The following is a 14,686-nucleotide window of genomic DNA, read 5'->3' as shown; positions in this document are numbered from 1 at the left end:
TCGCCGAGATCAGGGGTCGCGCGGGATCAGGCGCCGCGGTACGCCTGCTTGTAGACGCGCTCGGTGCCGTCGGGCGCGGTGACCTCGATGGTCGCCGTGCCGGCCTTGATGGGCTTGAAGACGGTCACGGTCTTCACCGTGAACGACTGGCCGGGCTTGACCGTCTTCTTCGTCTTGCTGCCGTACGCCGTCGTGATCTCGATCGAGACCGTCTCGTCGCCGTTGTTCACCGCCGACACCGTCAGCGTCCGCACGACGGCGAGGCGCTTGGTGGAGGCGGTGGTCGCGACGTCGATGACCGTGACGGGCTCGGGCTCCGGGTCCGTCTGGGTCTCGGGCAGGTCGAGGCCGACGACGACCGGGTCGTGGTCGCTGGAGCGGTACGCCGAGGTGTCGTAGAAGATCGTCGCGTTGTAGTCGTAGCGGCTGTACTCCAGTGCCACGGACTCGCCGCTGTTGATGTTCCAGGTGTCGACCCCGGTGACCGTCCTGTCGGCCGCGGGCGAGGCGAAGACGTGGTCCAGCGAGCCGACCGCGCCGTCGAACGAGTACGAGTACTTGCCGTCCTTCGCACCCTGGTCGGTGTAGCCGGCGTCGGTGATCACCTTCACCGGGTCCTCCTTCGAGTAGGCGTTGAAGTCGCCCAGCAGGTAGACGAGCTCGGTGGCCTTCTCGGTGCGGAGGCGGTCGGCGAAGGCGACGAGGGCGGTCGCCTGCTTCACGCGCGAGGCGTTCGAGGCGCCCTGGCCGTCGCCCTGGTCGGCGTCGGCGCCGGATCCGGAGCCCTTCGACTTGAAGTGGTTCACGATCGCGACGAACTCGCTGGCGCTGTCGCCGAGGAGGCGGAACTCCTGGGCGAGGGGCTTGCGGGCGTTCGAGAAGTTCACCGTGTCGTTGAGCACGACGGACTCGCCGACCGGCTCGATGACTGCCTTCTTGTAGATGAAGGCGGTGCGGATGACGTCCTCGTCCGCGAGCGCGGGGAGCGCTGCGGGGGAGGGGACGTAGGCCCAGACCTCGGAGCCGGCCGCCGTGTTCAGCGCGGCGGTCAGGGTGGCGAGGGCCTCGTCGCGCGGCTTGCCGAACTTGGCCGAGTTCTCGATCTCCTCGAGCGAGACGACGCCCGCGCCGAGGGTGTTGATCGCGGTCACGATCTTGGCCTGCTGGCGCTCGAGGTCGTCGGCGTTCGCCGCTCCGCGGGCGTCGCAGCCGCTGTTGACCGTGACCGGGTCGCCGTCGCGGTCGGTGTAGAAGGTGCAGCCGGTGATCGAGTCGCCGGTGGTGGAGAAGTAGTTGAGCACGTTGAAGGACGCGATCGACAGGTCGCCGCCGACGGCCTCGGGCTTCGCGGTCCGGGTGTTCGCGAAGGTCGCGGGCTGCACGTCGCCGGCGTTCTCGACGGTCAGCTGCGTGGTGGGCTGGAAGGCCCAGCCGCCGTTGCGGTAGTCGAGGACGACGGGGCGGGTGAAGGTCGCCGGAGCACCCACGCGGATCGGCGCGGTCAGGGTGAGGTAGGGCAGCGGGATCGCCTTGTTCGCGGCGGCGCCGAGGAAGTTGATCGAGGCGCCGTCGTCGAGCACGATCGCGCGCGCGGCGTTGTCGGCGACGACCGCGGCCAGCTCCGGCGTTCCAGGGCGGGCGACCTCGGTCGGGGTCAGCAGCGGCGAGTCGCCGGCGGTGAGGCCGACGGAGCCGAAGCTGTTGAGGTCGAAGGTGTCGGTCACGGTGAACGCGCCCTGCGGGGCGATCAGCATGCTCTCGAGCGTCTCGCGCTCCTCGACGGTGCGGGGGAGGCCGACGGCGGCCGCGATCGGCGCGACGGCCGGGGTGCCGAGCTTCTCGACGGTCGCGGCCGAGGTCGGGGTGAGCTCGGTGAGGCCGTTGAACTCGCTGACGGCGCCGGTGATGCGCAGGTTGTCGCCGATCGCGACCGCGCCGACCGAGGCGGAGGAGTAGACGAAGACGGCGTCGGAGGCGGTGCGGCCGGTGGTCTGCGCGCCGGTGCCGGCGGTCTGGATCACGTAGCCGTTGTAGCCGCCGGTGGCGTAGCGCGCGGTGACGACGCCGGTGGTGGTGACGGTCTGCCCGACGAGCGGGGACGCGGCTCCGGTGCCCTGGATCTCGGCGATCGAGACGGTCGGCGCGGTGGTCGGCGGGGCGGTCGGGGTCGCCGTGGGGGTCGCCGTCCCGGTCGGCGCCGGCGTCGGCTCCGGGGTGCTGCCGCCGGCGGACTCGGGGGTCATCGCGCCGACGGTGAAGTCGGCGGCGTTGGAGTCGGTATCGCCGGTCGCGGAGTCGGCGCGCGCGATCGACTCGGTCAGCGTCGGCGCGGTGGCGGCCGCCGACTCGAAGGTGTTGGAGGTGCCGTAGCCGAGCAGGTCGAGGACCGCGTCGGGCTGCTCGGCGGTGCCGGTCGGCGGGGCGACGAGGGTCGCGGTGCCCTCGACCAGGAAGAGCGTGCCGCCGGCGGCCGCGATGTTGAGGCCGTTCGCGGTCTGGTCGGCGGCGGGGAGCGGCGCGCCGTTGCTGCCGTTGCTCGCACCGGCGATCAGGAAGTGGCCCTCGGCGGGGACGGTGCCGGTGAGCGCGACGGTCGTCGTCGGGTTCGCCGTGCCGGTGGCCGAGCGGTACTGCAGCGAGAGGCCCGAGAGCGCGACGTCGGCGCCGGTCGGGTTGTAGAGCTCGACGAAGCGGTTGCTGTAGGTCGCGCCGGCCGAGCCGCCGCGGGCGAAGATCTCGCTGATGACCAGCTCGTCACCGCTCGGAGCCGCGGTGGCGGGGGTCGCGACCAGCGGCGTGGCGACCAGGGCGAGACCGGCGAGGGCCGCGAGGGCGAGGCGCCTCCTCGGTGTGCGGGCGCGAGGCCTGTCCGCGAGGGGTGCGGGGGAGTCGGGCATGGTGGTCCTCTCGATCGCCTCTCCGGAGAGCGGTGGTGCGTCACCGCACGGCGACGGCGACCCTTCGCCCCTGAAAGGGGCACAGTGAGCCACGCTATGCAGTGCGGGTGCCCGGCCTGTGAACCGGACGTTTCATGAACGTAAACTCACCCACCGACATCGGGGCCGCGGTCCCGTCTTCGCGGCCTCCGTCCGGGAACGCGGGCCATGATCGGGAGATGATCTCCTTCGAATTGGCCAGGGCGCTGCGGACCGCGGGTCTGCGCTGGGCACCGGTCACCGGCGACCGCTTCCGCATCGAGCGCGAGGGGTTCGACGGCGACGTCTTCACCGTGAGCGACATGACGATCGAAGCGCACGAGTACGAGACCGGCACGGTGCTCGGCTTCAACGGCACGACCGAGTGGGCGCTCGACTCCGTGGCGCTCGACGACTCGCTCTGGCTGCCGCGCGAGGACCAGCTGCGCGAGCTGCTCCGCGGTACGTTCCGCTCGCTGCGCCGCGTCGCGGCCGGCGGGCCGGTGCGCTTCGCCGTGACCGTCGAGCTCGCCGGCGAGCAGCGCGACTTCGAGGACGAGATCGCCGAGAACGCCTACGCGGAGGCGCTGCTCGCGCTGGTCAGCTCGGTCGCGGTCGACCTCGACGACGTGGACGAGCTCGCCTGAGCCGACGGGCACCTCTGCCCGTGGGGAGACGTCCCCATTCTTCGCGGCCCGCCCGCTCTCCACGATCGGTCTCGTCGGAACAGACGCTTCCGAGTCGAGGAGAACCCCATGCGAGACCTGCAGCAGCGACCGTCGTCCGGCACCACCGGGCGGACCACCGGACTGATCGCCTCGGGCGGCGTCCCCGTCCCAGGGGCCGAGGAGGCCTACCGCCGCTTCCTCGAGCTGCGGCGCGAGATCTACGTCGACGAGGCCGGCTTCCTCTCCGCCGAGCACGGGAGCGACGGCCGGGAGACCGACGAGGACGATGCTCGCTCGCTCGCCTTCGCGGTCGTCGAGGAGTGTGCGGGCGAGCTGCGGATCCGCGCCGCTCTCCGCCTGATCGTCAAGGGTCGCGCGACCCGCGCGGTGACCGACGACCGCCTCCCCGTCGAGCGGTACTGGCCGGAGGTCTTCGGCTCGAGCCCCGCACCGGAGCCCTCCGTCGAGGTCTCGCGCCTCGTCGCGCGGCACGAGAACCGGGCCGCGCAGCACGCGTGCGTGCTGGAGCTGTACGCCGCAGTCCTCGCCTTCCTCGACGAGGCCGGGATGCGCTCCGCCTACGGGCTGATCGATCCGGTGCTCGAGCGGTTGCTGCGCCTCTCGCTCACCGCCACGAGGATCGGCGAGCGGCGGTGGATCGGCGCGTACCGGAGTCACAACGTCGCGATCGCGATCGAGGTGCCGCCGATCAGGCGGCTCAGCCGCTGGCTGCCCGGCCGCCTCCTCACGGCGCGCGACATCCTGGTCGGGATCGACGACGAGCAGGAGCTGGCGGCGTGAGCACCGACGTGACGGCCCCCCGGTTCGCCAGGAACCTCGGCTTCTGGAGCGAGGCGGAGCAGGAGGCGCTGTGCTCGGCGCGGATCGCGCTCGCGGGCGTCGGCGGGGACGGGTTCCAGCTCGGGCTGAAGCTCGCGCAGATGGGCGTGCGCTCGTTCGCGGTCGCCGACCCGGAGGTCTTCGAGCCGGAGAACGCGAACCGGGTGCCCGGGGCGACGCTGGCGGCGGTGGGCCGGAACAAGGCCGAGGTGTTCCGCGAGTCGGTGCTCGCGCTCGACGCCGACGCGACGGTCGACGTCTTCCCCGCTGGTGTGCTCCCGGAGACGGCGCTCGGCTTCGCGCGCGGCGCGGACCTGGTCGTCGACGAGACGGAGGTGACGACCCCGGAGGTGGGCGTGCTGCTGGCGCGGACCGCCCGCGCGCTCGATCTGCCGGTGCTCTGGGTGATGAACGTCGGCTGGGCCGCGCAGGCGACGTCGTTCCACCCGAGGTCGCGGCACACCGTGGAGCGCATGCTCGGCTTCACGGAGGATCTGCCGCTCGAGGAGATCGCGCGGCGCCCGGCGGTGCTGGGAAGGACGCTGCCCGTGATCCCGCCCTACACCGACCTCCGGGTGCTGCGGGCCGTCACGTCGGCCGCTCCGGCGCCGCTGCCCTCGATCGCCCCGGGGGTCGACGCGGCCTCGGCGCTCGGCTCCGCACAGGCGTTCCTGCATCTCACGGCCACCATCGGCAACCGCCGGCCCCGCCCGACCTGGGCGCCGGCGTTCGCGCACGTCGACGTCTACGGGCGCACCGCCGGCACGGTCCGCAGGCCCCGGCTTTCGGCGGCGATCACCCTCGCGCGCGCGGCGGCCCGGGACGCGCTCGCGCTCAACCCGCGGGTGCAGTACTCGGACGAGGACCGCGAGCGGCGTGCCGCCTAGCGGACCTCGAGGTGCAGGCCCGGCTCGGTATCGGCGACGACGGTCGCGACCGCGCCCCGGCCGGGCGGCAGCAGCCTCACGGTGACGCGCCCGAAGCCGATCTGCTCGAAGGCGCGCGCGGCGGTCGCGGCCACGCGGTCGAGGGTGGACTCGTCGAGGTCGCCGTCGGAGTCGTCGAGGAGCACCACCTGGACCCCGCGCAGCCGCGCGGCGCGGACGCTCGCGACCAGCGGGTCGCGCACGAGGCCGAAGGCGCGGAGCCCGTCGCGGATGCCGGCCTCGACGTTGGCCGCGTCTCGTGCGAGGGCGGGGGAGTAGGGCTCGCCGGCGGCCGCTCGCGCGAGGAGCGGCTCCGCGAGGTCCGCGACCAGCCGCACGCGCTTCTCCCGCTCGGCGAAGCGGCCGTCGGCCTCCGCCGTCTCGGTGGCGAGGCGCTCGCGCTCGGCCCGCACCTCGCCCATCCGGCCGATGGCGTAGCGCAGGCCGAGGCGGAACAGGACGCCGCAGACGAGCAGGATCGCGTAGCGCGACATCGCCTCGAGGGCGAAGAGCGCGCTGTGGCCGCTGCCGAGGAGGCAGGCGAGCGTCACGGCTCCGACCGCGAGGTGGCCCGCGACCGCCGCGAGGATCCGCCCGCGGAGGCAGAGGGCGAAGAGCGGGAACGCGGTGCCGCCGAGGAACCAGGTGGCGAAGCTCCCCTCCCAGCCGGTGGGCTCGAGGGCCCACCAGCCCAGGGCCGAGGCGACCGGTGCGCCGGCCGCGACCAGGAGGGTGCCGGGGAGCGGGAGCGGATCGCGGGGGCGCCGGACGACCAGGGCGACGAGGAGGGCGACGATCAGCACCGACGCCGCCGTGAGCGCGGGGCGGCGGGACCAGTCGAGGTTCAGCGTTGCGAGGAGGACGTTGGCGCCGACGAAGAGGAGCCCGATCACCCGGACGTGGCCGCCGCCGAAGCCGAGCAGGTCGGAGACGTCGGCGCTCTGCTCGAGACGGCGCGGGCGGGTCACCGGCGCCACTCCAACCGCACCACGGTGCCCGCCTCGGAGGCGATCTGCGCGGTCGCCCCGGCGATCTGGGTCACCCGGCCGAGGATGCTCGTGGTCAGTCCCATCCGGTTCTGCGGCACGGCGGCGGCGACGAACCCGCCGCCGTCGTCGCCGACCTCGATCGAGAGCCCGCGCTCGTCGACGGCGAGGGACGCGCGGACGGCGGCGGGGGCGCCGTCCGTCGAGCGGGCGTGCTGCACGGCGTTCCGCGCGGCCTGCACGGTCGCGTCGATGAGCGCGTCGGCGACGGGGGAGGGGACGGCCACGGCGCCCGCCGCGATCCGGGTGCTGAGGACGGCGAGCGGCGCGGCCTCGGTGATCCGGACGGAGGCGGCGCGCACGAACTCGCCCGCGGTCAGCATCGCCCGGCTCGGGGTCGGGCCCGTCGGATCCGTCCGCCGGAGCTCCGCGAGGTGCGCGAGGGCGATCCGCGCCGCGGCTCGGGAGCGCTCGGCGGAGTGGCTGATCTGCTCCACGTTGAGCAGGAAGGAGAGGATCTCGTCGTGCACGAGCGCGCCGACCCGGATGCGCTCGCTCCGCCGCCCCGCTCGGCCGGCGGCACGGGCGGCCGCGAGCACCGACTCGCGCGTCGCGCGCTCGAGCGACCGGCCGGCGCCGAGGACCGCCTGGGCGAGCCCCGCGAAGACCGTGCCGATCATCGCCATGTCGACCGCCTCCTCGATCGCCACGACGGGCGATCCCGAGGTGGCGGCGCGGACGGCGAAGAGCAGGAGGCAGACGCCGGCCACGGCGAGCGGCACGAGGCGCGCGGGGAAGGCGACGGCCGCGGCGGTCATCGCCACGGGCACGGCGTCGATCAGCCAGGAGGTGGCGGCGGGGCCGCTCCCGGGCGGCACGGCCGGGATCAGCGCGAGAGCGAGGACGGCGAACAGGACGACGTGCGCGCGGAGCACGGTCCGCACCGCGTCGAGGCTGCCGCGCATCGCGACGAGCAGGGTGACCAGCGGGGCGGGCAGCACCAGAACGGATGCGGCGACGGCCCAGAGCGGGGAGATCCCGAGAGCGGTGGCCGCATAGCCGAGCGCCGCGACGGCGTGGAACGCGATGCCGCCGATGCTGAATGCGACGACGAAGATCCGCTCGAACCGGTCGCCGATGCCGAAGCTCGGCTCCTCCGCCGCCGCGGCTCCGGATCTCACATCGGGCCTTCGAGCAGGCCGTCCTCGATCGCGCGGATGTAGAGCTCGACCTTGGTCCCCGCATGGCGGCCGACCCGCGCGTACTTGGCGCGGATCCGCCCGACGTAGTGGGTGACGGTGTCGCGGGACAGACCGGTGAGGGAGGCGACGCGCTGCGCCTTCTCGCCCGCGGCGTAGAGTGCCAGCACCTCGCGCTCGCGGGCGCTGAGTCCGGCGTCGGCGAGCTCGACGTCCGCGTCGAGGGCCGCGGCCCAGTCGGTCGAGGCGACCGCGACGCCGTGCGCCGCCGAGCGGATCGTCTCGAGGAGCACGGAGTCCTCCTCGGACTTGCGCACCATGCCGAGCGCGCCGGCCCTGGCCGCAGCGCGGACGGAGTCGGGGTCGTCGCCGGCCGAGAAGATCAGGACGCGGGTGCCGCGGCGCATCAGCCGGGAGACGTTCTCGCCGGCGTCGCTGCCGTCGCCGAGTCGCAGATCGAGGATGACGAGGTCGAAGTCCGCGGCGTCCTCCTCGATCTCGGCGACGGTGGCGGCGACGGCGTCGGCACGCAGGTCGTCGGTCCCGCGCAGCAGCTCGGCGATGCCGGACCGGACGATGGCGTGGTCGTCGATCACGCAGATCGAGCGCACGGGGTCGACGGCGAGGGGAGCGGCCGGCTCGAGGGGAGCGAGGGGCTCGGGAGAAGCGAGGGGCTCGAGGGGAGGTGCTGACTCGAGGGGTCGGGAAAGGGTGCTCACGGCGGCGGGCATCGGCGTCCTGGATCGTCAGGGGAGAGGCGAGCCGTCGGGTGGTCGGCATCGATGGCTGAAGTGTGCGATGCGCGCCGGGACGTCGCAAGGCGAAGCGACACCGCGTCCCAATCCGTGGTCTCGCGGTCCTGGAGTGCTAAGGATCGGCGCGATTCCGCGGGACCCGGCCCGGCGGTGCCGTCGGCGGACGCTCGCCACCGGTCCTCGGCGGGCACCCGCCGTGACCCCCGGACGGGTGCCGCGACAACTGACGGCTGGTGGCCGGAGTGGACGGCGGACACGATGGGCACGTTCCGCCGGACGGCCCGCCGTCGACCGGACGACCCCGCCCCCCACTCCCGAGAGGAACGGTCCGAGCGTGTTCTCACGGCTGTCCCGCCGCACCCGTTCCGCCGCCTCCGTCGCGTCGGTGACCGCCGCCGCGCTCGTCGTCTCGACGATGGCCGTGCTCTACCAGGGGGTGACCACCCAGGACGTGGATCTCAACGACGCCGGGGTCTGGGTGACCAAGCCGACCGCGCTGCTCGCGGGCCGGCTCAACTATCCCTCCGAGGTCCTCGACGCGGCCCTGCGCACCCAGGGGACGAGCTTCGACGTCGCGCAGGAGGCGGGCGCCGTCGTCGTCCACGACCAGAGCAACGCGACCGTCTCGCTCGTGGACACCTCGTCGGTCGCGCTCGGCGAGGCGGTCGCCGTGCCCGCCGACTCCTCGGTCGTGCTCGGCGGCGGCGTGCTGGCGATCCTCGACGCCGCCACCGGCGCGCTCTGGGTGCGGGCCGTCGACGCGCTCGCCTCGTTCAGCGTCGAGGCCGACGAGCCCACGGCCGAGCTCGGCGCGGATGCGGCGGCCACCGTCGCGGCCGACGGCACGGTCTTCGCCTACTCGCCCGGCGAGCAGGAGCTCGTCACGGTCCGCACCGGCGGCGCCCCCTCGACCTCCGCCGTCTCCGGCTTCGCCGAGGGAGCGACGCCGGCGATCACCGCCGTCGGCTCCACCCCGGTCCTCCTCGACGCGGGGAGCGGCGCGGTGTCGATCGACGGGGACGACCCGGTGCAGCTCGGAGTCGCGGACGAGCTGACGCTGCAGCAGCCGAGCACGGGCGGCGAGGACGTCGCGATCTCGACCGGTGCCGCCCTGCTCCTGCAGCCGCTGGACGGCTCGGCCGCACGGACGGTGGACTCCGGCGGGACCGGAACCGCCGTCGCGCCGGTCCGGGTCAACGGCTGCACCTACGCCGCCTGGTCCGGCTCGGGGCGGTACCTGCGCGACTGCGGCGGAACCGCGGACGACGTCGCGAAGGAGGTGCCGGACCTCGGCGCCGACCGGCAGGCGGTCTTCCGCGTCAATCGCAGCGCGGTCGTGCTGAACGAGCTGACCGTGGGCTCCGTCTGGCTGGTGAACCAGGACATGAAGGAGGTCTCCGACTGGGAGGACGTCACGCCGCCGGAGGACGACGCCACCAAGGACGACGACAACACCAGCACCCAGCAGCAGGTGCAGGACACGATCCCGGAGCGGTCGGAGGAGAACACTCCGCCGGTCGCCGTGGACGACGAGTTCGGCGTGCGCGCCGGGCGCAGCGTCATCCTGCCGGTGCTCGACAACGACAGCGACCCGGACGGGGACGTGCTCACCGCGTCCGTGACCGGGGCGCAGCCCGCACTGGGCGCGGTGTCGCCGATCTACGGCGGCAGCGCCCTGCAGATCACCCTGCCCCCGGAGGCGAGCGGGTCTGCGACGTTCGCGTACACCGCCGACGACGGACGCGGGCAGACCGCGGACGCCGTCGTCATGCTGACCGTGACGCCGGCGGGCAGCAACACGCCTCCCGAGCAGAAGCGCGAGGGGCGGATCCTCCTGGAGCAGGGCGCCTCGGTCTCCTACAACGTGCTGCCGGACTGGATCGACCCGGACGGCGACGAGCTCTTCCTCCTCGCTGCGACGTCGACCAGCGACGACCAGGTGCGCTCGACCGCCGATGGACTCGTCACCTTCGACGCGATCGGCGCCGAGCTCGGCCGGAAGGATGTCGACCTGCTCGTCTCGGACGGCACCGACGAGATCGCGGGGGTGCTGCACGTGGACGTCCGCGCGCCCGGCTCGACCGTCCCCGTGACCAATCCGGACCACGTGACGACCCTTGCGGATCAGACCGCGACGGTCGCGCCGCTCGGCAACGACCTCAGCCCGTCCGGCGCGCCCCTGCTGCTCGCCGAGGTCGAGCAGCCCGCCGGTGCGACCGTCACCCCCGACTACACGGCGGGGACCTTCACCTTCACGTCGCCGACACCCGGCAGCTACTACCTGCAGTACCGCGCGAGCGACGGACCGGACTCGACCCCGGGACTCGTCCGCGTCGACGTCCTCCCGGCGACCAGCGAGGCGAAGAACCCGGTCGCCGTGCGCGACGTCGCGCTGCTGCCCTCGGGCGGCACCGCGCTCGTCGACGTGCTGCAGAACGATTCCGATCCCAACGGCGGGCTGCTCGTCGTCTCCTCGGTGGAGGTGGACGCCGGCGCCGGTGTCGCGGTGGCGATCCTCGAGCACGAGGTGCTCCGCGTCACGGATCAGCCGGGGATCACCGAGCCGGTGACCTTCCGCTACGTCGTCTCGAACGGCACCGGGATGACGACCGGCGAGGTGCTGGTGGTGCCGACACCCGCTCCGGCGACCCTCGAGCCGCCGATCGCGACCGACGACTCGGCAGCCGTGCGCGTCGGCGACACCGTCACGATCGACGTGCTCGCCAACGACGTCTCGCCCGGCGGCGGCCTGCTGACGGTGGTGCCCGACCTCGTGGCACCGCTGCCCGACGCCGCCGACGGCGTCGCGTTCGTCTCGGAGGACCGCGTGCGGTTCCGGGCGGGCGACACCGCGAAGACGGTCTACGTCACCTACGAGGCGATCGACGCCTCGGGCCAGAAGGACGCCGGCTACGTCAGCATCCAGATCCTGCCGATGAACCGCGAGGCGAACTCCCCGCCGCGGCCCGAGAACCTCGAAGCGCGCACGCTCTCGGGGACGACCGTCTCGATCCCGATCCCGCTGGACGGCATCGATCCGGACGGCGACAGCGTGACGCTCGTCGGCCAGGCGAGCGCTCCCGGCAAGGGGCGGATCGACGAGGTCGGGGCGGATCACCTCACCTACACGGCCTTCGAGGACTCGGTCGGCACCGACACCTTCCGCTACGAGGTGAGCGACGCTCTCGGCAAGCGGGGCACGGCGACGATCCAGGTCGGCATCGCGCCTGCGTCGACGGAGAACCAGGCACCGGACGCCGTCAAGGACGTCGTGACCGCGCAGCCTGCGCGCAGCATCGCCGTCGACGTGCTCGCGAACGACACCGACCCCGACGGCGACACGCTCTCGCTGGTCGCGGACGGCCTCACCGCACCGGAGGGAATGACGGCACGGCTGTCGGCCGGCCGCGTGCTGGTGACGACTCCCGAGGCGGAGGGCGACTACGCCGTCCAGTACACGGTCGGCGATCCGCGCGGCGCGACCGCCGTCGGCAGCCTGCTCGTGACGGTGGCGGAGGAGGCGGCGCTGCTGCCGCCGATCGCCCGCGACGACACGGTCACGACCGCGCAGATCACGACGGCACAGACCGTCGAGGTGCCCGTGCTGAAGAACGACGAGGATCCGGACGGCGTCGCGAGCGAGCTCCGGGTGGCGCTGCCCGGCGAGCCGGCGGGAGCCGTGGTCGGGGCCGGCGGAGTCGTGACCGTGACCCCCGGTGAGGAGGCGCAGCTCCTCACGTACACGGCGACCGATGCCGACTCGCAGGTGGCGACCGCCTTCATCCGGGTGCCGGCGCTCAGCTCGACCGGCCCCTCGCTCAAGCCCGGTGTCGAGCCGCTCGAGGTGAAGGCCGGCGAGCAGGCGACGATCCCGCTGACCGACTGGGTCGTGGCTCCCGAGGGGAAGACCGTGCGGCTGACGCAGGCCGACCGGGTGTCGGCGCTGCACTCGGCCGACGGGGTGCTCGTCCGGGACGAGTCGACCCTGCTCTACACCGCGGCCCCCGACTACTTCGGCTCGGACGCCCTGACCTTCGAGGTCACCGACGGCACGGGGCCCGACGACCCCGCCGGGGTGAAGGCGACGCTGAGCATCCCGATCACGGTGCTGCCGCCGGAGAACCAGCCGCCGACGTTCGCCGGGGGAGCGATGGAGGTCGCGGCCGGCGAGGACGCGTCGACGCTGGATCTGCGGGCGCTCTCGAGCGACCCGGACAAGGGCGACCTGGCGAAGCTGAGCTACAGCGTCTCGGGCGCGCCCACCGGGATGACCGCCTCCGTGTCGGGCTCGGTGCTCTCCGTCGCGGCCGACGAGTCGGTCGCGAAGGGGACGCAGGAGACGCTGGCGATCACCGTGACCGACGGCACCACGCAGCCCGTGCAGGGCTCGGTGGTCGTGCGGGTGACCGCGTCGACCCGGCCGCTGACGGTCGCGAACGACGACGTCGTCGCCAAGGCACCCCAGGGCCGGCCGACCACGGTCGACGTGCTCTCGAACGACGTGAACCCGTTCCCCGAGACGCCGCTGACTCTGGTCGACGATCCGATCGTGGACTCCGGGGCCGACACCGGCACGGCGAGCGCCCAGGGCGGCTCCGTCGTCGTCACGCCGAACGCGGACTTCGTGGGCACGATGACGGTGCGCTACCAGGTGGCGGACGCCACCGGCGACGCCGAGCGCCGGGTGTTCGGCACGATCCGCGTCACGGTGCAGGGCAAGCCCGCCGCGCCGGGGACGCCGTCGGTCAGCTCGGTGCAGGACCGGACGGTCGTGCTCAGCTGGTCCGACGGCACCAGCAACGGCGCCGAGATCACCACGCACACGGTGAAGTGGTCGGGGGGCGGCCAGGACTGCGCGGCGACCACCTGCACGATCGCGAACCTCACCAACGACCGCGAGTACACCTTCACGGTCACCGCGACCAACGAGATCGGCGAGTCCGACCCGTCGCCCGCGTCGGCCGTGGCACGTCCGGACGCCCGCCCGGGCGCCCCGACGATCACGAGCCTCGACTACGGCGACGGCTCGCTCACGGTGACCTGGGCCGACGGGGCGAACCCGGGGTCCGCGGTGACGGGGTACGAGGTGCAGCTCAGCGGGGCCGGCAACGACCTGTTCGAGGTGCCCGGCGGTACCCGGACCACGCAGCTCACCAGGCTGACGAACGGCTCGAACTACACGGTCGCCGTGCGGGCGTCGAACCGCTCCCCGGAGCCCTCCGACTGGTCGGGCCCGATGTCGATGAGCCCCGCGGGCTCGCCGAGTGCGCCGGCGGCGCCGCAGGTCGGTGCCTCGGTGCAACTGGGCACTCAGACGCAGCTCCCCGTGAGCTGGAGCCCGCCGACGACGGTGAACGCGGAAGCGCTGACCGGCTACACCCTCGTGGTGAAGAAGGGCGGTGCCGAGACCAAAAGGATCGAGCTCGCGGCCGGAATCACCACTCAGAACATCACGGTCGACAACTCGGAGTCGGGCTACACGTTCTCGGTAGCCGCGAAGAACAAGTCGACGGATGCGAAGAAGACGGATCCACTGTTCAGCACCGACTCCGCGACCCGACGCGCCTTCGGTACACCGGGAACGGTCCGCAACCTGGTCGGAACGCCGGGGGACGAGACGGTGTCCATCACCTTCGACCCGCCGACGGAGCTCAACGGTGCGTCGCCGTCCGAGATCAAGTACGACCTGAAGATCCCGACGATGGGGTACTGGGGAGAAGCCGTTCCCGGGCAGGTCATCAGCGTGCAGGCGAACGGCAATCCCGAGACGCTCGAAGTGCGTGCCTACTCGGAGATCGCCGGCGAGCTCAGCGAACTGGGTGAGGTCCAATCGGTGACGGTCGTTCCGTTCGGCCCGGTCTTCGCGCCGAAGACCAACGCGGTCCCGAACGCCAGGAGCGTGACTCTGAGTTGGACGACACCCCCGTCGAACGGACGCGCGATCACTCGCGTCGAGATCCGGACGGATGGCGGCAACTGGCGAGACGGCGGGTTGAACGGCGGAACCGAGACGATCGGCGACGCGTACAACGAGAACCACTCGATCACGGCGCGGGCATTCGACGCCGAGGGCCAGGTCAGCGGGGAATCGACGTCGCAGGCCTCCAGCGGGCCTCCGCCGGCCCCGACGAGCTGGGTGATCAACGTCCCCAGCGACTCGTGCGCCGAGGACAGCGACTCGTCCCCGCTGCACTTCAACTCCAGCTCGAAGACCTGCAGCAGTTACTGGGTCAGGGGCGACGTGACCGTCTACTGCTACTCCGACTGGTCCCGGAAGCAGGTCGTCGGCAATTACCGCTGGTACCGCATGGGTGACGGCTGGTACGTCTCCGCCGCTTCTACCGACACCGGCGTACCGGGAATCAAGCCGTGCTGACCCCGCGTCGGCACCGAGAAG

The 14,686-nt window shown here is 72.9% G+C and carries 8 protein-coding genes; 4 read left to right on the top strand and 4 right to left on the bottom strand.

Annotated elements, in window-relative coordinates:
* Window positions 1-26: 26 nt before the first annotated feature.
* Window positions 27-2,897 (bottom strand): ExeM/NucH family extracellular endonuclease, encoded by a 2,871-nt coding sequence (locus C5C29_RS05810; protein WP_104267527.1) that lies wholly within the window; start codon window positions 2,895-2,897, stop codon window positions 27-29.
* A gap of 218 nt (window positions 2,898-3,115) precedes the next feature.
* On the opposite strand from C5C29_RS05810, the gene C5C29_RS05805 reads away from it, so the two are divergent.
* From C5C29_RS05805 to C5C29_RS05795, 3 genes are all read left to right on the top strand, one after another.
* Window positions 3,116-3,562, top strand: coding sequence for a hypothetical protein (locus tag C5C29_RS05805; protein ID WP_104222265.1), 447 nt, complete (start codon window positions 3,116-3,118; stop codon window positions 3,560-3,562).
* Between the two features lie 108 nt (window positions 3,563-3,670).
* A complete protein-coding gene (locus C5C29_RS05800) occupies window positions 3,671-4,384 on the top strand; it encodes a hypothetical protein (RefSeq protein WP_104262874.1) in 714 nt (237 codons plus the stop codon).
* The gene (locus C5C29_RS05795; RefSeq protein ID WP_104267529.1) at window positions 4,381-5,310 is read left to right on the top strand and encodes a ThiF family adenylyltransferase; all 930 of its coding nucleotides are present in this window, start codon (window positions 4,381-4,383) and stop codon (window positions 5,308-5,310) included. The genes C5C29_RS05800 and C5C29_RS05795 overlap by 4 nt, the downstream gene beginning before the upstream one ends.
* On the opposite strand, the gene C5C29_RS05790 is transcribed toward C5C29_RS05795, so the two are convergent.
* Genes C5C29_RS05790 through C5C29_RS05780 form a run of 3 tightly spaced genes read right to left on the bottom strand, consistent with a single transcriptional unit; the run spans window position 5,307 to window position 8,253 of the window.
* Entirely contained in the window at window positions 5,307-6,317 is a 1,011-nt protein-coding gene (locus C5C29_RS05790) for a hypothetical protein (protein WP_104308094.1), read from the bottom strand. The genes C5C29_RS05795 and C5C29_RS05790 overlap by 4 nt on opposite strands.
* Window positions 6,314-7,516, bottom strand: coding sequence for a hypothetical protein (locus C5C29_RS05785; protein WP_104262873.1), 1,203 nt, complete (start codon window positions 7,514-7,516; stop codon window positions 6,314-6,316). Before C5C29_RS05785 ends, C5C29_RS05790 begins: the two co-directional genes overlap by 4 nt.
* A complete protein-coding gene (locus C5C29_RS05780) occupies window positions 7,513-8,253 on the bottom strand; it encodes a response regulator transcription factor (RefSeq protein WP_104317710.1) in 741 nt (246 codons plus the stop codon). The genes C5C29_RS05785 and C5C29_RS05780 overlap by 4 nt, the downstream gene beginning before the upstream one ends.
* Window positions 8,254-8,623: 370 nt before the next feature.
* Between C5C29_RS05780 and C5C29_RS05775 the strand changes: the two genes are divergently transcribed.
* Window positions 8,624-14,665, top strand: a complete 6,042-nt coding sequence (locus C5C29_RS05775) for an Ig-like domain-containing protein (RefSeq protein WP_104308093.1) — start codon at window positions 8,624-8,626, stop codon at window positions 14,663-14,665.
* The last annotated feature ends 21 nt before the right edge of the window (window positions 14,666-14,686 follow it).

This window comes from Rathayibacter sp. AY1H2 (genome assembly GCF_002931985.1).
Lineage (GTDB): Bacteria > Actinomycetota > Actinomycetes > Actinomycetales > Microbacteriaceae > Rathayibacter.
Note: the sequence above shows the minus strand (reverse complement) of the source record. Positions and strands in the feature narration are given on the sequence as shown.